This window comes from Sphaerisporangium perillae (assembly GCF_023276435.1).
GTDB classification, from domain to species: Bacteria; Actinomycetota; Actinomycetes; order Streptosporangiales; family Streptosporangiaceae; genus Sphaerisporangium; species Sphaerisporangium perillae.
Genome location: NZ_JALLPO010000010.1, coordinates 1 through 20451, shown reverse-complemented (window position 1 = coordinate 20451; position 20451 = coordinate 1). Strand labels below are relative to the sequence as shown.

Sequence of the window (20451 nt, the reverse complement as noted above, 5' to 3'; positions counted from 1 at the left end):
GGCCGAACGCTGCTGGAGGTGCCGGAGGGGGCGCGGGCCTCGGACCTGGAGCGCTGGTGTTCTGCCGTCAGCGGCTCGCGGCGTACAAGGTCCCCTCCGCGTTCAAGATCGAGAGCGAGTTGGCCAGGAACGCGACGGGCAAGGTCCGCAAGAACCTGCTCGTCGCCACGGTGGGATAGACCGCACACAGGTTCTCAGCTGGTGGCGCCCCAGGTGAGAGAGAGGCCGGTGGCGGCGCGTTCGGTGCGGATCTCCATCATGCTGCCGAGGATGGTGGCATGGTCGGACACCACGGGCGTGGCGTCGATCGTGTAGGTGATCCGGGTGCTGACGAGCACCGGGCTGCCCTGCGGCTCGTGGAGGTGGCGGGCGGCGGCGGGGTCGAGCAAACCGGGCCGGACCACCTCGGACGCCCGGGCGACCGTCACTCCCGCGTCGGCGAGGGCCGTGTAGAGGGAGACGGCGGTGAAGTCGCGGTCGCGGATCTGGTCGGCCACCGGCCGGCGGACCCAGGACACCTGGTGTACGGCGGGACGTCCCGCGAACTCGCGGACCCGCTCCAGCCGCAGGGCGGTGTCGCCGGGACGCAGCCGCAGCTCCGCGGCGATCCGGGCGGGGGCCCGGCGCACCGCCCGCCCGACCACCGCGGTGCGCACGTCGTGGCCCTGTTTACGCAGGTCGTCGACCAGGCTGCGGAGCGAGTCGAGCTGGTACGCCAGGTGGGGCGGGGCGACGAACGTGCCCCTGCCGGGCTGCTGCACGATCAGCCTTTCGTCGCTGAGCTCCCGCAACGCCTGGCGCAGCGTCATGAGGGTCACCCCGTAGGAGGCGCTCAGCTCCCGTTGCGGCGGCAGGGCCTCACCGGGGGCGTAGTGTCCCGACCGGATCTTCGCGGCGAGGTCGGCGGCGATGGCGCGGTATCTCGCCTCGTGCCCGGCGTCGGGGGTCATCGTGGTCGGTCACACTCCTGGTCGAGGGCTTGCCGCAGGGTCGCGAGGAAGGCCCGCAGCTCGTCCGGCCCAGCCCCGTCGAGCACCCGCCGCATGACCGCCGCGCCGACCACCACGCCGTCGGCGTGCCGGCGGGCTTCGCGTGCCTGGTCCGGGGTGGAAATGCCAAATCCTAGCAAGACCGGCCGGTCGGTGACGCGCCTGATCCGCTCGGTGAGCTCCGCCGCCGAAGCGGCGAGGGCGGCCCGCTCACCGGTGGTGCCCATCAGCGACACCGCGTAGACGAATCCGCGGCTGCGGCACGAGATCTCCGCCAGCCGCGGCTGCGGCGTCGCCGGCGTCGCCAGCAGGACCAGCTCGATCCCGGCGGCGGCGGCCACGTCCGTCAGCTCGTCCGCCTCGTGCACCGGCAGGTCGGGCACGATCAGGCCGCCGACGCCGGCCCGGCGCAGCGCGGCGCAGAACGCCTCGGGGCCGTCGTGCAGCACCAGGTTGTAGTAGGTGCTGGCGACCAGCGGCACGCCCAGGTCCGGCATGCCGGACAGGTCGGCGAGGATCCGGCGGGTGCTCGCCCCCCGGGCCAGTGCCGTTTCGCTGGCCTGCTGGATGGTGACGCCGTCCAGCGTAGGGTCGGAGAAGGGCAGGCCGACCTCGATCGCGTCCGCCCCGGCGGCGGCGAACGCCCGCAGGTAGTCCGTCCAGCCGGGCGTGATCCCCCCGGTGACGTACGGCATGAGCAGGCCGCGGCCGGTGTCCCGGCGGGCACGCAGGTGGCGTTCGACCGCGCCCGCGGCCAGGGTGGGGTTCGTCACAGCAGCTCCTTCAGGGTTGAGACGTCCTTGTCGCCCCGGCCGGACAACGTCATCAGCACCGTCGATCCTGCGGACAGGTCGCCGCCGCCCGCCGCGCGGATCACCCAGGCGAGGGCGTGCGCCGATTCGAGCGCCGGGACGATGCCTTCGGTACGCGCCAGCCGTACCGCCGCGCCGACCGCCTCGTCGTCGGTCACCGTGACGTAGCGGGCCCGGCCCAGGTCGCGCAGGTGGGCGTGCTCCGGGCCGACTCCCGGGTAGTCGAGCCCGGCGGCGATGGAGTGCGCCTGGGTGATCTGCCCGTCGCCGTCCTGCAGGAACAGCGAGCGGCAGCCGTGCAGGACGCCGAGCCGGCCGCGGGCCGCCCCGGCGCCGCCCTCCGCCTCGACACCGACCAGGCGCGCCGGGGTGTCGGCGAATCCGGCGAACGTGCCGGCCGCGTTGGAGCCGCCGCCGACGCACGCGACCACGTAGTCCGGGACGCCGGTCCGCAGCTCGGCGGCGCACTGCCCGCGGGCCTCGTCGCCGATGATCCGCTGGAACTCCCTGACCATCCATGGGTACGGATCCGGCCCGACGACCGAGCCGATGCAGTAGTGGGAGTCGCCGGACGCGCCCACCCAGTGCCGCATGGCCTCGCTGGTCGCGTCCTTGAGGGTACGGCTGCCCGTGGTCACCGGGACCACCTCGGCGCCCAGCATGCGCATCCGGAAGACGTTCAGCGCCTGCCGCTCGATGTCGCGCTCGCCCATGAACACCGTGGCCTCCAGCCCGAGCAGCGCGGCGGCGGTCGCGGTGGCCACCCCGTGCTGGCCCGCTCCCGTCTCGGCGATCAGCCTGCGCCGTCCCATCCGGGTGGCCAGCAGGGCCTGGCCCAGCACGTTGTTGATCTTGTGGGATCCGGTGTGGGTGAGATCCTCGCGCTTGAGGTACAGCTGCACGCCCAGCGCCTCCGACAGCCGGCGGGCCGGTGTGAGCGGGGTCGGCCGCCCGGCGTGCACGGCGAGCAGCCGTGCCAGGGCGCCGCGGAACCCCGGATCCGCCCAGGCCTCCCGGAACGCCTCGTCCACCTCGCGGCACGCCTCCACCAGGGACTCCGGCGCGTACCGTCCGCCGTACTCGCCGAATCGGCCCCGCGCTCGGGGCTCGCCCATCGTCCCGTCCAGCGGGACTGGCTCACGCCACGGCAACATTTCTCGCACGCCATGCTCCGATCGTTCTATAACTCTTTAATGAGTTCTATAACAGTGAGTGTGGCACGGGCGGCGTGGACGCGCCACCACCGGTGCTCGGCACGGCAGCCAGGAGGGCCTTCGGCCGCGCATCGCGCACGAGCGTGCGGATCAGTTCCTTCAGCGGGCCACGAGTGCCGAGATCCGGTGGGGCACCATGAGGGATTCCTCGCGGAAGCGTTCGCAGAGCAGACGGGGATCGGCATCGAAGGCGGCGACCTCGGTGTCGGTCAGGGTCGCGCCCACGCCGTTGCAGGTGCGTATGCGGCCGCGCCACGCCTGATGCGTGTACGGGACGGTGATGTCGAAGCCGAACGTCTGGATGTCGGCGAACCGGACGGGGCGACGTCGGCGGCCCACTCGGGGTGATCGCCGGTGCCGCCGGCCAGGGGCCAGCCGGGGTTGTGGGCCAGAACCAGGTCCTCGTGCCGAGTGGCGGAGCTCGTGCAGGTCCCAGCCGGTTCCTGGCCCGTTCAGTGCGGTGTGCTGGTCCAGCAGGGCGCGGGCCTGGCCGTAGGCCAGGCGGCCCAGGCCGGTGCCGGGGCACACGTCGCGGGGGCTGACGACCTTGCCGGGGCCGGGCCGGCGGTGGGTGACGAAGACCGGGCCGCGGGTGCGGCCTGGCCGCGCTTGCGGCACCAGGCCAGCGAGGAGGCCACGGCGGCGCGGCGGGCGTTCCAGGTGTTGACCGCCGCGCCGCCCCACAGCGCTTCCAGGGCCTCGCCGATCTCGTCGTCGGCCACCGCCGCCCACGGCCGGTCCTCGCCACGCCGGATCGTGGTCTTGCCCACGCCGGCGGTGTAGGCGCGCACGGTGTTGGGGTTGGGCAGGGCGTCCAGGACGGCGTTCGCGCCGAACTCGTACTGCTTGATCTGCGAGACGTCCGCCATGCCGGGCTGGCTGGCCAGGTACTCCACGACCTCGACCGGGACCTGTAGCGGATCGGGCAGGAAGCGGCCCAAGAACCGGGCCGTGGTCAGTTGAAGGGCGAACCCGAGCCTGTGGTGATCACCATGGCGGCGGGCGATCAGCTTCCGGTCCGCATCGTCGAGGAAGAAGATCTTCTCCGGCTTGACCCGCGTCGGTTCCCCCAGGTAGCGGCCGTACGCAGCCGCCTCATCATCGCTCAAGAACTCAACCGGCATGGGCTCAGAAAGTAGGACTCACCGACCAGAGCGGACCAGACCCAAGATCCAACCGTTACCGGCAAACAGCTCGGGTCAAGCTCTGATCGGCATGATTCCGCAGGTCATGTGCATCGGAACGGCCATCCACGCTAAGCGGTGCTCCTTGGGCGGCTAAACCGCGCGGTCCACAGCAAAGGCACATGCCTGCTGCGCTCCTATGAGACGCGGGCCCGATCGGCGGCATCCGCAGCCGGTAGCAGGTAACCGATGGGTGCGGCGCTCTCCCCTACTACAGACCGGGACCAGAAGCGGCGCTTGACCTCAGCGGCGGCTACGCCCAGGTCGAGCCACCGCTCAGGCCGTGATCGTCGATGAGCAAGAAGCTCACCCGATCGGCCGGTCTCGAACCGCCCAGCCTGCCGGACGGTGTCCGCTCCGGCAGTTACCCGGCACGGCTTCACCACCACACAAGTGCTCGGTAGGCGCTGAAACCAGGCACGAGTTCACGAAGGCACCGATAGGACGTAAACGGTGCATCGATTGTTATAACGCTGTACATGGTGCCTTCTCGGGCAGACGTGCTAACTTCCTCGCCAGGTCACGAGATCCAGCGTCAAGCCCCGGCTTGCTGGACGGCATCCCGCCCGCTGCGGGTGCCCCGGGTGACGACCCGCCCCACGCGAGGTGCGTGGGGAACCGCGGATCACCGGGGTGTGGCACTACCGGGGTCCAGGACTCCGGAGGAGCTTGCCATGCCCGCACCTGAGGCGATTCTCGACCTGCCGCAGCGCATCGTCACGGCACTGGGCATCGAGCCCGAGTGGATCCTCCAGGAGCCCGACGGGATCGGCTTCGTCGCGGGGGAAGTCGGCGTCTGGCTGGCGCTCCGCGACACGGTCGGCTGGCAGTCGGTGCTCCGCATCGAGGCCCGCCTGGCCCGGCACGTCCCGGACGGCCCCGACACCTGGGAATTCTGCAACTACCTGAACAACCTGCCCCAGTTCGGCTCCCTCGGCGGTCGCTGGGTCCACGACCCGGCCACCGGGATCCTGGCCCTTGTGGCCGATCTGCCCTCGGTCAACCAAGCCGGTGTCGCAGCCGGCTTCGTCGAGCTGTACGCGGAGTTCGTCGCCCTGCTGGCCTGCCGGGCGGAGATCGCGGCCTACAATTCCATCCCGCAACGCGAACTGGGCGCCGGTAAGGCGCTCACGCTCATCGCCGGGCGCCGCCGTACCGCGGCCCACCCGATCCTGGACCGGCTGACCGGGACCCGCCACGCGGGTGGCGACCCCGCGCCCGTGCACGCGGTGGAGCATCTCGTCCGGCAGAGGCTGCCCGAGCTGCTCCCGGCCTGGACTGGTGGCAGGTGGTACTCCGCGGCGGAGGACCGCCTGGAACTGTGGAGCGGCCAAGGCGTGGTCCTGTCGCTCGGCGTGATGAACAACCCGCGGCTCGGCTGGGGCATCATGATCGGCGCCGGGCTCGTGGTCGAATCCGTACGGCGCCAGATGATCGCCGATGGCGTGACGCCGGACTTTCCCGAGCTCACCGCTGACCCGCACACGTGGGCCACCCTCAACCGGGAGGCATCGGCCCGCGGCAGCGTTGCTCCCGGCTGCTGGACCCAGGGCGGCCCCGACAACACCGTCCACCGGCTGTTTCTCCCCGCCGCCATCCTGGCCACCACGGCGCAGGACAGCTCCGCCATGTTCGTCAGCCAGCTCGCCTGGCTAGCCGTCACGCAGGTCCACTCCACATACGACCAGGAGTTCACGACCGCGCCGGTGCTCGAACATCCCGCCTGGCCCAGCGATGAGCAGGCCGACGTACTCGCCCGGCGCGAGCCGTACAACGACGGCGCCCGGCCCGGCAACCCGCACGCCGTCTGCCACTTCGAAGACGCACTCGGCCGGGTCTGCGGCACCAACGCCGACTCCCTGGCCCTCTGGGAGTCGCGCCTGACCGAGGAGGACCGGGCCACCCCCGGCGTCCTGGACTTCCCCCGCCTCACCAGTGGCTACATCGTCGGCGGCGCTTCCCACCGCCGCCGGACCTGACGGCCTGGAACGTTCCGTACCACCCTGTAAGGACAGTAATGACGATCATTCGCATCCAGGTCGACGACCAGTGGATCGATGTGACTTCGGCGGGCATCGGCATGGAACGGCGGCCCAGTCACGAGACGATCCACGTGATCGGAGGCGTCGGACCCGTTGGTTCCTGGGAGGCGGAGTACGGCGAGCCGGGGCGCATGACTCCCGCGTTCGCGGTCGTCGGACTGAGCCATGAGGAGGCGTGCGAGCTGGGCCGCCGGTCCGGCCAGGACGTGGTCTACGCGTGGAGCGACATCTGCCTGAGCGTCATCTCCTGCGCCGACGGCTCTTGCTCCCTGGCGGGCTGGCAGTCGGACGCCTCCGCCGAACAGCCTGCCGCGGAGGAACTCACGGCATTGGCCGCACGGGACCGGGAACCGGTGACGCCTGCCGTACCGGACCCCGAAGAAGCGCCGGCCGCCGCGCAATCTCTCCCCGCTCCCTCGCCTGCTGCTCCGACGGCTCCAACTCCCCGGCATCCTGCTCCGCCGAAGCCGGAACGGCTCGTCGCGGACTGCCTCTATCCCAGCCGCCCGCTCGGCGAGACCGGGCAGGTCCTGCTCGGCATTCGCGCCTGGCGCATGTTCGGCAGGAGGATCTCGCGGGTCCTGCATGTCCGCGACGGCCGACTGGAACTGCTCAGCCGGCGCGGCAAGGACCCGGTGGAGTCGATCGACCTCGGGCCCATCCCCGACGACGCCCTGGCCACCGCTCTTGCCCGGGTGCCGGACCTCCTGACCTTCCCGTCCCAGGCCGCCGTGGAGATCGACTGCCGTGTCGAGGATGTCGAGGAGGTCGAGGGGAAGGACCGGGTCGCCGACCTCGTCCAACTGACCGGCGACGACCTGTACCCCGTGCAGGGGAAGGAGCTGTACGACTACGACGACGACTGGGATAGCGACGAGTGGGACGAGGAGGACTGGGACGACTACAACGCCGGGCGTAAGCATGCCTGGTCCGACTACGAGTTCCGCACCGCCCGCTACGACGGACTGACCGCCGTCCGCATCCGCATCAACGGCGTCCTGCACCCGGCCGCGGAGGTCGATGGACGCTGGACCCTCATCCCGATGGACATCTATCCAGGAGATGGTCCTCCGATCCCCCAGGTCTGCGAGTACTTCGACCAGGACTCATGCGGATGCGACAACGGCTTCTGGCCCTCCAACAGCCACTGGTGGACCGGCTCGGGAAACGTCCGCGGCGACCTGCACATCGCCTGGGCCACCGGGGTCGAGAACGGCGATGTCCTCGTCGCCCGCTGCAGCGTCGAGGAGTTCGAGCGCCGCGTGGCCGCCTGGGACTATCTGGGCTGCCCGGGCGAGTGCGTGATCGAAGAGGACGAGGACGAGGACGAGGACGAGGACGAACCACTATGGACATGACCACGGCCAAGAACCTGTTCGCGACGGCGGAGATCATCCTCGCCCGCCAACGCAGGAAACCAGCACAACCACAACCCTGAACCGCCCTCCGGGGCTTGCTTGAGCCGTGTGCCGCGAGGAGTGGCACGCACGGTTCTGAGGAGGCCGGGGCCTTTCCCCAGAGTTCAGGCGAACTGAAGGGGCTTCGGGAGGAACCCTAGGACCTTCACCCTCTATGGGGGATTCTGACCCTTGGGTTCGCGGGAACCGGCGGGGTCCTGCTGCCCGGCGGCAGTCTCCAGGAGTTGGCGGGCGATGGTGGCGTAGCGGATGGCGGTGGTGTCGTCGATCCCGAACACGGCGGCGAGGTGCAGGGGGTCGGGGCCGTGGGTGAGGGCTTCCTCGAGTTGCCGGTCGACCCGGAGTGCTTCGAGAGTGGCGGTGAGACCGCGGCAGCTTTCGGTCAGCCAGTTCTCGCTGACCGCTCGGGTGGTCATGGCGGTCTGCTGGTTGACGATCAGGTGCGGGTTGGCGGTGCCTGGCCACCGGTGGCTTCGATGCTGCAGCCAGGCCAGGAGCAGGTGCCGGGTCAGGTCGTCGAGAGGGCGGGTCCTGCCCGCGATGACCATCCGCCGGTTGCCGAGGTCGACGTCGTCGAGGTGAAGTTCTCGGATGGTCTTGGGCCGGGCTGCGTGGACGGCGGCTAGGGCGAGCGCGAGCCGGGCAGCGGGAGTGACAGCTGCGGCAGTGGCCTGGTCGATCTGCTCGGGCCGCAGCGGCTGGAGGAGGATCAGGGGCCGCTGGCCGTCGTGGACGCCGCTGGTCGGGTCCCGGAAGATCTTGCCGGTCTTCTTGCAGTGGCCAAACAGCGAGCGCAGGGCGGTGAGGGTCTGACGGCGTCGGGTTCCAGGCAGAAGCGAGGTAGCGGTGATGACGTCGGCGGCGGTGACCTCACGCAGATGGACGTACTGCTTTGCCCAGTTCAGCAGCAGCGGGTGAATCCGGTTGAGGTTCATGCGGACGGTGTGCTCGTCGCGGGGACGGCTCCGAGGCCCGCCCTGGCTGCGGGTGCGCAACCAGTCCTCGACATCGGCGGCCATCGGCCGCGGTAGCAGCGCGAGCCGGGCCTGGATCAGGCGGGCGAAGCAGGAGACCCGATCATCGTCCAGGAGCCCGGCCAGATCCAGGATCTCGGCGGTGCGAGTGACGCTCAGGTCCCGCGAGTGCAGCGCAGGTGATAGCCAGGACCAGGCGATCATGTCGCCAGGTGCGTGGTCGGCGAGGACGACGGCCAGCGCACGGCCGGTCTCGATGACGATCCTGGCGTTCCAGCCGCGGGTCTCGGCGAGCTGGCGGGCGATCTGCCTGGCCAGTAGCAGGGCCTCGTTGGTGATGGTGGAGGCGACCCAGTGGCGTGCGTCGAAGTGCCGCGATTCACCCGGGGCACGCAGCTCCAGCTGCGTCCCAGCGGCGGGACTGACCGGCTGGGGGAGTTCGGCCGCCGGGGTCTCGGGGGCCGGGCCGGTGTTACCGAGCCGGTTCATGCCCGCCAGCGACAGCTGCCAGCAGCCGGTGGGCTCGAAGTCTTCCGGAGCGATCCTGCGCCTGCCCGAAGCGGTGAGGCCGGCCTGCAGCCAGCACAGTCGGCAGTGCCCTTTCTTGACCGCGATGATCCGCCGGCAGCCCGCGCACTCGCCGGGGTGGTAGCGGCGGACGAAGTCGTAACAGGCCCGGCAATACGACTGCGATCCGTAAGACGAGCCCCAGGACAGGCAGAGCGGGCAGCTGCCGATGGGGGTGTCTGCGCGCGTCCGGGCCATCAGGCGGGTGGCAGCGAGCGCCCGTCATGGCGCTTGGGCCTGACCTGCGGCCCGGCCTGACCGCAGGACGGGACGGACGCGGCCTCCTGCTGCTGCTGGTCGGCCGACCCGATGGCCTGGACCGGTTCGGTGATCAACAGCTCCTCCACCCCGCAGCCCACAACGGCGCAGATGACATCAAGGTCGTCGAGTTTGATGCTGGCCGGGCTGCCCGACCACAGAGCCGACATCTTCCCGGCACTGATCACCAAACCGGCCTCGGCGAGCATCCGCTGCAGCTCGCTGGCCTTCCAGATGCCGCGATTGGCGGCGGCCAGCCGCAGGTTCCACTTCACGGCAGGAGCCCCTTCAAACGGTCGGCCGCCCGTTGCTGGCCGCTGATCCAGGCGTCTTCGATATGGGTGGCCTGGACGTGAATGTAATTCATGGTCGTGGCTACCCAGACATGGCCGAGGGTCTGCTGGATCGCGACCAGATCCATCCCGCCCAAGTACAGCTGCGAGGCGCAGAAATGCCGCAGAACATGCGGGGTCACCCGGTCCGGCCAGTCCGGCAGATGCCTCACCGCCGCCGCGGCCAGCGTGGACCGCAACGTCTCATTGCCCACCCGGGCCGCCGTCCCGTCGCCGTTACGGCGTTCGGAGCAGAACAACGGGGCACCCGGCCGGGTGTGGTCGTCGTCGAAGCACGACCACACGTCCTGCACGAACCACCGCAGCGTCGCCCCGGCATTGTTGATCAACGGGACCATGCGTTCGCGGGGGCCGGACCCGCGGGCGCCCTTGCCCTTGCGGACGTGCACCTTCCCGAAGGGGCCCAGCTCCCACTTGATGTCGGGGAGATCGAGGTGGCTGGCCTCGTTGACACGCAACCCGACCTCGGCCATCAGCCGGGCCGCCGCGTAGTTGCGGGCGGCCGGGGCGAACCTCCGGCAGGTCGCCAGCTCCTGACGCCACCCAGCGAACAACGCCTCCACCTGCACCGCCGATGGCGGGATCCGTAACGCCGCCCGGCCCACACCCCTCGGCCGGTTCATCTCATCGATCGGGCATTCCACCACCCGGCCGGTCAGCTGATGGATCTCGACCTTGTGCCGGATCTCCAGAAACAAGAAATAGACCCGCAACGCCCGAGATCGGGCCAGTCGGGTTCCCTTGGCCGCATCCCGTAGCACCTTGCCGAAGTAGACGTCGGCGTCCGCCGGCTCCATCTCCCACAACGGCCCGCCGAACCAGACCCGGATCTGCTCAAGATTGACCACATCGCCAGCGATCGTCGAATCGGCCATCCCGGCCGCCGCCCGTGCCAGCACGAACCCCGCCAGCACGTCGGTCTCCAACGCCACCATCTCGTCCGGTCCGGCCGGAGCACGCGCTTCCCGCAGATCCCGCACGACCGCAAGGCTCAACTCGGGCTCCTCGCCTTCACCGATCCAGCCAGACCAGTGATAACGACGATAGAACTTCAGGAATCCCGAAAGAGCTTCAGATGACAGAACCGGCATGAATCGAGGAAGAACCCCCTGGTCCTGGGCCTATAGAGACGGACGAGGACTCCGGGAACTCTGGGGTTATTTATTAGCAGCAATGCGTCCCGGCTACCCGCCGAGGTCCAGGCCTTGACCGGTGCGAGCCGGTGGCGGGTTCAGGCGATCAGCATGCGAAGGCCAAGCTCTGCCGCGTCGAGATCGACGAGGTCTCGGTTGCGTTCGGCCCACCGACCGGATGCGAGGTCATCCCGGAGGCTGTGCACTGCGCGCTGCTCGGCGTCCGGCCCGAGTCTCGCCCAGACCGATATCCCGCGACGGACATTCTCGTCCAGGTATGCCTCGGGCCGACGCCAGTAGGCCTCGAAGAAGCCGTCAGCGCAGTCCCACGGAATGAGCACCGGCTCCATCCGGGCTCCGATCGCACGGGCCTGCTCGGTCACCGAAGGCCGGCCGACAAGGAGGTCCGCGACCTCAGGCAGGTAGTCGCGGGTAAGCCAGAACCGAGAACGCCATCCGGTGTCACTGGTGTCGTGCGTGAACACCACCACACGGCGAGCAACCCGCCGCATCTCGCGCAGGCCGGCAATCGGATCCTGCCAGTGATGAACGGAGGAAACAGCCATCGCGGCGTCGAACGACTGGTCATCGAACGGCAGGTTCTCGGCAGATCCAGCCAGGCACGGCGCCGCGTCCGGAAGGCGCTGCGAACGCATGAGCGCCGACGGTTCCACCGCGAGGACGTGGCGGTCGGGGGGCTCGTAGGACCCGGTGCCCGCCCCGACGTTCAGTACGGTCCGAGCATCGCCGAGCGCAGCCCAGATCTGCGCAGCGATGCGGGGTTCAGTGCGCCGTGTCACGGTGTAGGTGGCCCCGATGGTGTCGTACAACTGCCCGCTGGACATTGACCCTGCCTTTCCGGCTGTCACCCATCGTCCCCGCACAGTGCCTGTGGCCTGGGTAGCGTGTCACTACGCGGGATGTCGCTTGATCGCTATTTCAACATATTGATCGGCATGTGAGGAGCTGTCATTGAGTGGCGCTCATGTCTCGCGGTGGACGATGTCACGGGGCGAATCCACGTAGGCCGTCAGGTCGAAGTGTCGGATGCCAGCTCACGCGAGACCTTCTCGCTCGCGAGGGCACCGGCCATACCACCACAGTGCGTCTCCTCGAACTCCACGACCTGCCGAACAACTTGCCAACCTGCCGAACGAGTCACTGAGCGTTGATCAACAACGGCGATCAGGAGTTCAGCAACACCCTCTCCGGCGTCAACAACCTCATGTCCCGCAACAGCTAGCCGGATCCCTTGGCCGCGGGCATGTCTTGCCGCTTGGGACCTTTGATCAGGTGGTCGTGGGGGCGAACAGGACGCGGGGTTCCAGATCGAGCCGGGTCGTGGGGGCTTGGTCGGACGGGGGGACGGCCGTCTCGGTGAACTTCTTGATCTTCCGCCGATAGATGGTGACGAGCAGGCCCTCGGGTGTCTCGCGGACGTCGGCGATGTCCAGGGCCACCAGTTCCGAGACGCGGGCCGCGCAGGCGTAGCCGAGCAGCAGGGCTACGGCGTCCCGCTTCCCTGCCAGGGTCGAGCGGTCGAGCGTGGCCACCATCTCGCGCAGGGCGTCCGCCACGGCCGCGTCGGCCTTGCGGGTGCGCGCGGCCGGGTCCTTGGTCAGGGCGAGACGCTCGCGGTATCCGGACAGGACCTTGCGTGCGGCCTTGGTCTGCGGCGTGGTGACGTCGGCGGCGTTGGGCATGGTGCGCAGATCCCACTCCGAAAGATCGTCGGCGCCCGCGATCCGTTCGTCGACGTAGTCGGCGGCTTGGGCCCACCGGCTGCAGTGCGACTCCGCACCGAGCGCGAGACGAAGCAGGAAACCCGACCCGTGAGGGTTGGAATCCCCCTCGTTCACGAGGGGGAGGAGGTCAAGAGGCAAGCAGGTCGAAGTGGAAGCCGATCACGACCAGCGCGAAGCACGTCCAGCGGCTCCAGCTTTCGAGCGCTTCAGCGGTGAACCTCGGGTACCAATCGAGAAGGCGATGAAACCCGTCCCTCAGTTTTCGGTAGACGAGTCCCCATAGCAGAAGAGCTATCACGCCCATAACGGCAAGCACGATAATGGCCAGCCACAACACCAGCGCGAACATGGTGACGGCGCCAATGCCGATCATGATTTTCCTGGCCAGCCGAGGCCCGTATCTGAGTCGTTCAGGGCCGAGCAGGTCCAGCAGTACGGTCAGGCCACCGGCGAACGCGGCGATCTTCCCGCCGCGGCCCCACCAGATCATGGGCAGACCGAAGAGATCGTCACCGAGAGTGGATCTCCCATCCAGCCACAATGCCCACGCGTCAAGGTAGCTGATGTCCGCCATGGCGGGATCCTAGGAGCGGTGCGCCTGTCTGGCTAGGTGCGATTCGCCGTCCGGCATGCGGCGGTTTCTCCCTGAGTGGCCTTCTGCGGCGGATCGCCCGCGTCGGCCGACCCCGGCCGTCCGGTCACGGGGTCATGCGGCAAGGCGGCGGGCTGATCAGCGGATCTCGGACGCCCGCTCGCGCGGTCACGCGTCAGGCGGTGGGCTGGTCAGCGGGCGGCGGTCGCGAGCTTGGCGTGGAACTCGTTGTCGAGGTCGGCGGCATACACCGAACGGTGGCACGGCGCGCAACGGTACAGGATCGGTCCCTCGTCGAGCATGGCTCCACAGCGAGGGCAGCTGTGACGGCGCTGGTAGGAGTTCATGGTGGTATTCACCTCCTCATCGCTTTTCGTTGACTTCATCCTGCCCGAGAATACCTGCAGTTGGATTGCCGATGACTTGCAGCGTTACCGCTGTGACTCCGGTGAAATCGTGTGCCACATCCGTTTCAGTAAAAGTCGTTCTTTGCCCGTTCTTTGTCATCCACCACGGCCTGTGCTCAGGCCGATCGGCCTGGTCACAGCGCATCCGCACGCCGAAGTGAAACCTGTGACACCCGTCTGAGCCGGGCTCCAGTTACGCAGGACCGCACGACGGGTGGTGGGAGCGGTGGTCAGGTTGCCGCGGGGGGTTCGGGGCATGGCATGCTGCTCGCATGGCGACGCATCCAGCACCTGTGACCCTCGTCGTCGGCGATGAGGAGTTGCTCGCCGACCGGGCGGTGGCGTCGGTGGTCGCGGCCGCGCGGGCGGGCGATCCGCAGACCAAGGTGCACGATCTGTTCGGCGGCAAGGTGGAGTCAGGGGAGCTGACCCGCCTCACCTCTCCTTCCCTGTTCGGTGACCGGACCGTCGTCGTCTTCCGGTCGGCACAGGATGTGGGCAAGGACGTCATCGCCGAGATCGTGGCCTACACCAAGCGGCCGTCCGAGGACGCCGTGGTCGTCCTGGTGCACCCCGGTGGCGTGAAGGGCAAGGCCCTGGTCGACGGTGTCAAGAAGGCCGGTGCGGCCGTCGTCACGGTCACCAAGCTCACCAAGGCGGGAGAACGCCTCGACTTCATCAAGAACGAGATGAGGAACTCCGGCCGGTCGATCAGCGCCGACGCGGCTCAGGCGCTGCTGGACGCGGTGGGCAACGACCTCCGGGAGCTCGCCGCCGCGTGCAACCAGCTCGCGTTCGACACGCCCGGTAAGGCGGTCGACGAGGCGGCCGTGGCGCGGTACCACCGTGGACGCGCCGAGGTCAGCGGGTTCACCGTCGCCGACAAGGCGGTCGAGGGACGGCTCGGGGAAGCGCTCGAACAGCTACGGTGGGCGCTCGCCACCGGCGTCGCTCCCGTGCTGATCGTGAGCGCGCTGGCCGGTGGGGTCCGGTCGCTCGCCAAAGTGGGCAGCGCCCCTCGAAATCTGCGCGGCGGGCAGCTCGCGAGCCACGTCGGCATGCCACCGTGGAAGGTCGACCGGGTGAAGCGCCAGCTCAACGGATGGGGGCCCGAAGGCATCGCGCACGCCATGCAGGCCGTCGCCGTCGCCGACGAGCAGGTCAAGGGTGGCGGCACCGACCCCGCCTACGCCCTCGAACGCACGGTCCAGGTCATCGTCGCCAGCCGCACCGGACGCTGAAAGCCCGAACCGGACGCTGAAAAAGCCCGAACCGGCCGCTGAAGGAAGTCCGAACCTCCCGCCTGCGGCGCGGCGACGCCGAGCTCGACGGCCAGCGCGGGGAGCAGGATCAGCACGGGCAGCGCGGTGACCGATCTGGCGCGGGCCGCGAGGGTCAGCCCGACGAACGGCACGGCGGGCCGCGCGCGTGCGGCTAGCCGGACGATCAGGCGCAGCGGATACGGGTAGCAGCGCAAGGTGATCAACGCGACGGCCACGGTGAGCGCCGCGGGGACGGTCATCAGGAACGGGTCAGACCCCAGGGCGGCGACCCCGGTGGTGAGCCCCCGGTCGCGAAGCAGGTAGGCGCCGCCCAGCGCGAGCACGACGACCATGATCTCCAGCATCGTCCTGCGGGGGACGGGAGCCGGGCCGCCATGTCCTCGCGGCGCTCCTGGAGCGGCCTGCGATGGACGACGGCGACCCGGACGGCGGCGAACGTCAACGTGGTCACCACGATGAGCAGGGGAGCCGCGTGGACGATCCGCGTCACGGGACCGGGCAGCAGGAAGGACAGCCCGTAGCGGGGGAGCCAGGAACGGGGCGATGACCGCGCACGGGACGGCCACCAGCAGGGACTCGGTGCCGGTCAGCACCGCCGGCCACACGCCTCCCGCTCCCCGTGAGCGCAGCAGCGCCACCTCCATGCGCCGGTGGTCGGCCAGCAGCCGCGCGGTCAGGACCAGCGCGTACGCGGCGAGCAGCAGCAGTTGCAGGACGGGCACGAGCATGGTGGAGCGGGCGACCAGGGCCGCCTGGTCGAGCTGGGTCAGCATGTCGGGCAGCCGGGTGAAGGTCGTGCACGGGAGCAGTCGCGCCTGAGCTCCTCACCCAGGTGCTTCATCGAGGTCGCGAAGGGCCGCAGCCGGTCCTGGTGAGGTTCCGCAGGTCGGGCACGGCGACCCAGGAGACCGTGACGCTCGTGCCGGTGAACCGGGCGAGGAAGGTCTCGCGCGGCACCATCAGGGGACCGTAGGTGGTGTAGCCGCCGCGTTCCATCCCCCTGCGCAGCAGTTCCTCGCGGCCCCAGCGGTCGGCGAAGGGGTCGTCGAGCTGGAAGACCCCCGTCAGCCTGGCGCGTACGGCCTTGTGGTCCAGGCGTCCCACCAGGCTGAACTCCTGGCCGGTGGTGAGGCGCATCGCCTGCGCGGCGGGCTGGGACAGCGCGACCTCGACGGTGCCGCCGGTCTGGGGCCTCGGCCAGGCGCCCTCCATGAGCCGTGCCCGCCGCTCGAGGTCTTCGTAGACGCCGAACCGGGTCAGCTCCGGGTGCGCGAGCCGTTCCTGTCCGGGGAGGGCGTAGGAGTCGGCCAGCATGGCTCGCCTTCCGCTGCCCTATTCCATTTCGCACACCATGGTCACGGTTCTTGGTGGAGAAGAGAATCACCTTCTCCACCGGTTTGCGCTCGGTTCAGGCGGGGGCCGGGGCTGTGGCGGGGGAGGGGTCGGGGGTGACCAGGGCGCCGTCGTGGAGTTGGAGGACACGGTCGGCGAGGGTGATCAGGGCCGGGTCGTGCGTGGCGACCAGGGCCGTCACTCCCTCGCTGCGGACCAGCGCGCGCAGGAGTTGCATGATCTGGCGTCCCGTCTGCGAGTCCAGCTGCCCGGTCGGCTCGTCGGCGATCAGGAGTTTCGGCCGGTTGGCCAACGCGCGGGCGATGGCGACCCGTTGCTGCTGGCCGCCGGAGAGCTCGTAGGGCCGCTGGTTCATGTGCTTCTCGAGCCCGACCAGCGAGAGGAGCATCCGTACGCGCTCGTCGCGCTCGGTGACGGGGGTGCGGGACAGCCGCATGGGGACGCCGACGTTCTCGGCCGCCGACAGGACCGGTATCAGGCCGAACGACTGGAAGACGAAGCCGACGACGTCGCGGCGGAGCTCCAGCAGGCCGGGCTCGGGCAGTTCGGTGACGGGGCGCCCGGCCACGACGACCCGCCCGCTGTCGGGGCGGTCGAGGCCGCCGATCTGGTTGAGCAGGGTCGTCTTCCCCGAGCCGGAGCGGCCGCGGATGGCGATCAGCTCCCCGGGATAGGCCTCGAAGGAGACGTCGGCGAGGGCGACGACCTCCTTCGGGCCGCTCCGGTAGACCTTGCGGAGCCCTTGGACGACGACCAGCGGCGACTCGCCGCCGTGCTCGGGTGCGCGCTCGAGGCGGTCCAGAGTCTCGTCGTGCTCCGGGTGGCCGGAGCGCCGCTCCTGGCCGAGCTGATCGGGTCGTTCCTCCCGGTCCGGCGGAGGCGCGGGGGAGGCGGGGTCTTCGGGGGTCACCTGTCGGTCCTCACCTGGTCGAGTGCTCATTCGCCGTCCCCTGGTTGCGGCTTGTCCGGCCATACTCCGATGTGGTCGCGCTCGAGCTCCAGCCGTACCCGGCGTTCCATGGCCAGCGCGTTGGTGAAGTCCCTGGGCAGCTGGAGGCGGCCCACCCGGTCGAGGACGGCGTACTCCTCGGCGATGATCTCACCGCCTGCGGAGGCGCGGCGGAGCGTCTCACTGCTGGTCCGGCCGTCGCGGATGCCGACGGTACGGTCGACCTGCTCCGACACCAGCGCGTCATGGGTGACGATCACGGCGGTGACGCCCAGTTCGCGGTTGGCACGGCGCAATGCGGCGAAGACCTGCTCGGAGTTCTCCGAGTCCAGCTCGCCGGTCGGCTCGTCGGCCAGGATCACCTCGGGAGAGTTGGAGAGGGCGACGGCGATCGCCACGCGCTGCTGCTCCCCGCCGGACATCTGGTCCGGCTTGCGGTCCGCGCAGTACCCCACGCCGAGCAGTTCGAGCAGCTCGTCGGCGTGCTCCGTACGGGCGCGCTTGCCGGCGAGGCGCATGGGCAGCCGTACGTTCTCGCGGGCGGTGAGGTAGGGCAGGAGGTTGCGGGCGGTCTGCTGCCAGATGAAGCCGACGACGTCACGGCGGTAGCGCAGCCGGTCCTTGCCGGTCATGGCGAGCAGGTCGGTGCCGGCGACGCGCGCGAGGCCCGCGGTCGGCACGTCGAGCCCGGACAGGACGTTGAGCAGCGTCGACTTGCCGGAGCCGGACGCGCCCACGATGGCGATGAGCTCGCCCTTCTCGATGAGCAGGTCCAGGCCCTGGAGGGCGACGACCTCGACGCCTTCGGTCTTGTAGATGCGCACCAGGTTGTCGCAGAGGATGTGCGCGTGCTCGCCGAAGGCGGGCTGGGCCTTCCCGGCCTGCTCCTCCAGTTCTGACAGCGTGGGGTTGCGCGTGGCGTCTCCGCTTCGCACGGCGTTCGGGGTGTTCACCGTGCCTCCGTTGCTGTGTGGGATGTTCCTGGGCTCTGGACGGCGTCGGTGTTCACTTCGCCTCCGGCTCGTGCGATGTGGGTGTGATCGTTCATTCGCCGACTCGCAGGGTGGAGCCGAGCGAGCGGCGGCCGCCGATCCTCGCGTGCAGGAATGCGCCCAGCACGGAGACGGCCGCCAGCCCGGCGGCCAGCAGGATCGGTGTGGTGAGGCCGAGCCGGTAGTCCCCGACGGCGAGGTCTCCGGCGTAGACGCTCAGGTCGATGGCGGCCCCGAGCGCGGAGGGCATCCCGAGGCCGAGCAGGAGCCCCGCGCACGCGGTGAGCACGATCATCGGGGCGATCTCGAGCACGGTCAGGTTGGCGGCCTGGCGCTGGGACAGGCCGAGGGTGCGCAGGTAGGACAGGGCCCGCGCCCGGTCGGCGGCCCCGATCACCAGCGCGATGATCACGGTGAGCAGCGCGTAAACGGCGAGGGCGATGGTCACGATCCGGAAGCTGATCATGATGGTGGTGGTGAGCGGCGTTCCGGTGATCTTGGCCAGCGACTCGTCGAACGTCGACACCAGGATGTCGGGCCGGTCGCCCGCGGCGGCCCTCAGCTTGGCGCCGTCGATGCCCTCGCCGTCGACGAGCAGCAGGTTGGTGTACGTCCGCGACCCGGCTCTCTTGGAGGCGTCGTATGGCAGCACGATCAGGCTGTTCTCCGTGAAGCTCACGCCGGGCAGGCCTCCCCGGATGACCCCCGCGTTGGTGATCTTCATCCGGACGTGCCAGCCGATCTCGAAGGTCGACATGCCGGCGAGGTCGGGGGAGACGAGTGCGGGTATGGCCGGAGCGGGCAGGCCGGGGGCCGGCGGCGCCGTGAGGGGGGTGCCGGACAGGATCCGGCGGTAGGCGTCGAGGTCCACGGCGAGGATGGTGGCGGTCTTGCCGCCGAGCCCGACCTGCGCGATGCCCTTGTCCGCGGGTACGACCGCCCGGACGCCCGGCACGTGCCGGATCCTCTCGATGGCGTCGGCGGGGAGTTCGGCGGCCCGCTCGACCCGGGCGGCGGCTCCGGTGGCCTGCCAGGCGGCGAGCCGCTGCGTGGTGTCCAGCGCGCCGCCGACGACCGACCCGAACACCGAGACGGCCAGCGCGGGGAGCAGGATGAGCACGGGCAGGGCGGTGATGGACCTGGCCCGGGCCGCGAGGGTGAGCCCGACGAACGGTACGGCGGGCCGAGTGCGGGAGGCCGCCCACACGACCAGACGCAGCGGATAGGGGTAGCAGCGCAGCGTGATCAGCCCGGCGGCGACGGTGAGCGCGACCGGCACGAGCATGAGGAACGGGTCGGCGCCCTGCCGCGCGGTCCCGGTGGTGAGGCCGCGGGTGCGCAGCAGGTAGGCGCCGCCGAGGGCGAGGACGATGACCAGCAGCTCCAGCGCGATCCTGCGCGGTGACGGGCGGCGGGCCACCACGTCGTCGCGGCGGTCGTGCAGCGGCTTGCGGTGACCGGCGGCCAGGCGCCCCGCGGCGAACAGGACGGCGACTACGGCGATCAGCAGCGGGCCGGCGGACACGATCGGGGTGACCGGGCCGGGCAGCAGGAATGCGAGGGCGTAGCCGATCAGCACCGGCGGGACCACGGCGAGCGCGACGGTGCCGCCACCGGCGAGCACGATCTGCCGGAGCGAGGCGCCGCGGGCACGCGCAAGCGCGAGACCGGGCCGCATGCGTTCGGTCACGAGCTGCACGGCGAGCACGATCACGCCGATCGCCACGACCACCAGCCCGCCGAGGATCAGGTACATCAGGGTCTGGGCGGTGCTGAGCCGGTTCAGGAAGTCCTTCAGCAGGTCGGGCAGGTCGGTGTGCACCTCGTAGGGGGCGAGGCCCACCCTCGGGTCGTAGTTGGCCGGGCCGTTGTGGTCGGTGATGAGCATGCGCGTGTATTCGGTGAGCCCGGCGATCACCGACGAGGCGTTGCGGGCCGTGATGGCGGAGCCGTCGACCCCGAGGACCCACCGGTAGCTCAGGTTCCGCGCCTCGCCGCTGAGGCTTCCCAGCGCCTGCGTGCCGGTGAGCGCGGTGATGTAGTTCTCCTCCGCGTCCGATTGCGGCAGCCGCCGCACTGTCACCTTCACCGTGTCGCTGTTGTGGTCCCAGTAGCCGTCGGCGGGGGTCACCGGCTCGAACAGGCCGGTGACCCGCGCCAGCGACGGACGGCTGTTGCCCAGCACC

General features: G+C 70.0%; 21 protein-coding genes and 1 riboswitch. Of the genes, 4 read left to right on the top strand and 17 right to left on the bottom strand.

The window, feature by feature from the left end; translation table 11 throughout:
* Window positions 1–56: 56 nt before the first annotated feature.
* Window positions 57–179, top strand: coding sequence for a hypothetical protein (locus MYF83_RS42600; protein WP_279339421.1), 123 nt, complete (start codon window positions 57–59; stop codon window positions 177–179).
* A 15-nt stretch (window positions 180–194) separates the two neighbouring features.
* Here MYF83_RS42600 and MYF83_RS11660 read toward each other — a convergent pair whose 3' ends face one another.
* The 5 genes from MYF83_RS11660 to MYF83_RS11640 all read right to left on the bottom strand — a co-directional run bounded on the left by MYF83_RS11660 (window position 195) and on the right by MYF83_RS11640 (window position 4124).
* On the bottom strand, window positions 195–950 hold the full coding sequence (locus MYF83_RS11660; protein ID WP_248960278.1) for a GntR family transcriptional regulator: 756 nt from the start codon (window positions 948–950) through the stop codon (window positions 195–197).
* Window positions 947–1762: a tryptophan synthase subunit alpha gene (trpA, locus tag MYF83_RS11655; RefSeq protein ID WP_248960277.1), complete on the bottom strand. Its 816-nt coding sequence runs from the start codon at window positions 1760–1762 to the stop codon at window positions 947–949. Before trpA ends, MYF83_RS11660 begins: the two co-directional genes overlap by 4 nt.
* Window positions 1759–2916 (bottom strand): tryptophan synthase subunit beta, encoded by a 1158-nt coding sequence (gene trpB / locus MYF83_RS11650; protein WP_248960276.1) that lies wholly within the window; start codon window positions 2914–2916, stop codon window positions 1759–1761. The genes trpA and trpB overlap by 4 nt, the downstream gene beginning before the upstream one ends.
* Before the next feature lie 198 nt (window positions 2917–3114).
* Complete coding sequence (locus MYF83_RS11645; RefSeq protein WP_248960275.1) at window positions 3115–3354, bottom strand: hypothetical protein; 240 nt, start codon at window positions 3352–3354, stop codon at window positions 3115–3117.
* A gap of 113 nt (window positions 3355–3467) precedes the next feature.
* A complete protein-coding gene (locus MYF83_RS11640; RefSeq protein ID WP_248960274.1) occupies window positions 3468–4124 on the bottom strand; it encodes a DUF4158 domain-containing protein in 657 nt (218 codons plus the stop codon).
* Window positions 4125–4717: 593 nt separating this feature from the next.
* A riboswitch (SAM riboswitch) is annotated at window positions 4718–4826 on the top strand.
* A 47-nt stretch (window positions 4827–4873) separates the two neighbouring features.
* Between MYF83_RS11640 and MYF83_RS11635 the strand changes: the two genes are divergently transcribed.
* Together MYF83_RS11635 and MYF83_RS11630 are read left to right on the top strand one after the other, a co-directional pair.
* Window positions 4874–6178, top strand: a complete 1305-nt coding sequence (locus MYF83_RS11635) for a hypothetical protein (RefSeq protein WP_248960273.1) — start codon at window positions 4874–4876, stop codon at window positions 6176–6178.
* Window positions 6179–6216: 38 nt separating this feature from the next.
* Complete coding sequence (locus MYF83_RS11630; RefSeq protein WP_248960272.1) at window positions 6217–7599, top strand: hypothetical protein; 1383 nt, start codon at window positions 6217–6219, stop codon at window positions 7597–7599.
* A 212-nt stretch (window positions 7600–7811) separates the two neighbouring features.
* Here the strand turns inward: MYF83_RS11630 and MYF83_RS11625 are convergent, their stop codons facing one another.
* The 7 genes from MYF83_RS11625 to MYF83_RS11595 all read right to left on the bottom strand — a co-directional run bounded on the left by MYF83_RS11625 (window position 7812) and on the right by MYF83_RS11595 (window position 13640).
* Window positions 7812–9398 carry a site-specific integrase gene (locus tag MYF83_RS11625; protein WP_248960271.1) on the bottom strand — a complete coding sequence of 529 codons (1587 nt, stop codon included), beginning with the start codon at window positions 9396–9398 and terminating at the stop codon, window positions 7812–7814.
* The gene (locus MYF83_RS11620; RefSeq protein WP_248960270.1) at window positions 9398–9733 is read right to left on the bottom strand and encodes a helix-turn-helix domain-containing protein; all 336 of its coding nucleotides are present in this window, start codon (window positions 9731–9733) and stop codon (window positions 9398–9400) included. The genes MYF83_RS11625 and MYF83_RS11620 overlap by 1 nt, the downstream gene beginning before the upstream one ends.
* A complete protein-coding gene (locus MYF83_RS11615; RefSeq protein WP_248960269.1) occupies window positions 9730–10902 on the bottom strand; it encodes a tyrosine-type recombinase/integrase in 1173 nt (390 codons plus the stop codon). Before MYF83_RS11615 ends, MYF83_RS11620 begins: the two co-directional genes overlap by 4 nt.
* 140 nt (window positions 10903–11042) lie before the next feature.
* Entirely contained in the window at window positions 11043–11789 is a 747-nt protein-coding gene (locus tag MYF83_RS11610; RefSeq protein ID WP_248960268.1) for a class I SAM-dependent methyltransferase, read from the bottom strand.
* Between the two features lie 444 nt (window positions 11790–12233).
* Window positions 12234–12803, bottom strand: coding sequence for a site-specific integrase (locus MYF83_RS11605; RefSeq protein ID WP_248960267.1), 570 nt, complete (start codon window positions 12801–12803; stop codon window positions 12234–12236).
* A 13-nt stretch (window positions 12804–12816) separates the two neighbouring features.
* Window positions 12817–13263, bottom strand: coding sequence for a hypothetical protein (locus MYF83_RS11600; RefSeq protein WP_248960266.1), 447 nt, complete (start codon window positions 13261–13263; stop codon window positions 12817–12819).
* A gap of 209 nt (window positions 13264–13472) precedes the next feature.
* Window positions 13473–13640, bottom strand: coding sequence for a hypothetical protein (locus MYF83_RS11595; protein ID WP_248960265.1), 168 nt, complete (start codon window positions 13638–13640; stop codon window positions 13473–13475).
* Between the two features lie 320 nt (window positions 13641–13960).
* On the opposite strand from MYF83_RS11595, the gene holA reads away from it, so the two are divergent.
* Window positions 13961–14929, top strand: a complete 969-nt coding sequence (holA, locus tag MYF83_RS11590; RefSeq protein WP_248960264.1) for a DNA polymerase III subunit delta — start codon at window positions 13961–13963, stop codon at window positions 14927–14929.
* Here the strand turns inward: holA and MYF83_RS11585 are convergent.
* The 5 genes from MYF83_RS11585 to MYF83_RS11565 form a co-directional block, all read right to left on the bottom strand.
* A complete protein-coding gene (locus MYF83_RS11585; RefSeq protein WP_248960263.1) occupies window positions 14875–15744 on the bottom strand; it encodes a hypothetical protein in 870 nt (289 codons plus the stop codon). The genes holA and MYF83_RS11585 overlap by 55 nt on opposite strands.
* A gap of 64 nt (window positions 15745–15808) precedes the next feature.
* Window positions 15809–16285 carry a hypothetical protein gene (locus tag MYF83_RS11580; protein WP_248960262.1) on the bottom strand — a complete coding sequence of 159 codons (477 nt, stop codon included), beginning with the start codon at window positions 16283–16285 and terminating at the stop codon, window positions 15809–15811.
* A 94-nt stretch (window positions 16286–16379) separates the two neighbouring features.
* On the bottom strand, window positions 16380–17234 hold the full coding sequence (locus MYF83_RS11575; protein ID WP_248960261.1) for an ABC transporter ATP-binding protein: 855 nt from the start codon (window positions 17232–17234) through the stop codon (window positions 16380–16382).
* 26 nt (window positions 17235–17260) lie between these two features.
* The gene (locus MYF83_RS11570; RefSeq protein WP_248960260.1) at window positions 17261–18226 is read right to left on the bottom strand and encodes an ABC transporter ATP-binding protein; all 966 of its coding nucleotides are present in this window, start codon (window positions 18224–18226) and stop codon (window positions 17261–17263) included.
* Between the two features lie 91 nt (window positions 18227–18317).
* A partial coding sequence (locus MYF83_RS11565; RefSeq protein ID WP_248960259.1) for an ABC transporter permease family protein occupies window positions 18318–20451 on the bottom strand: 2134 nt, incomplete at its 5' end.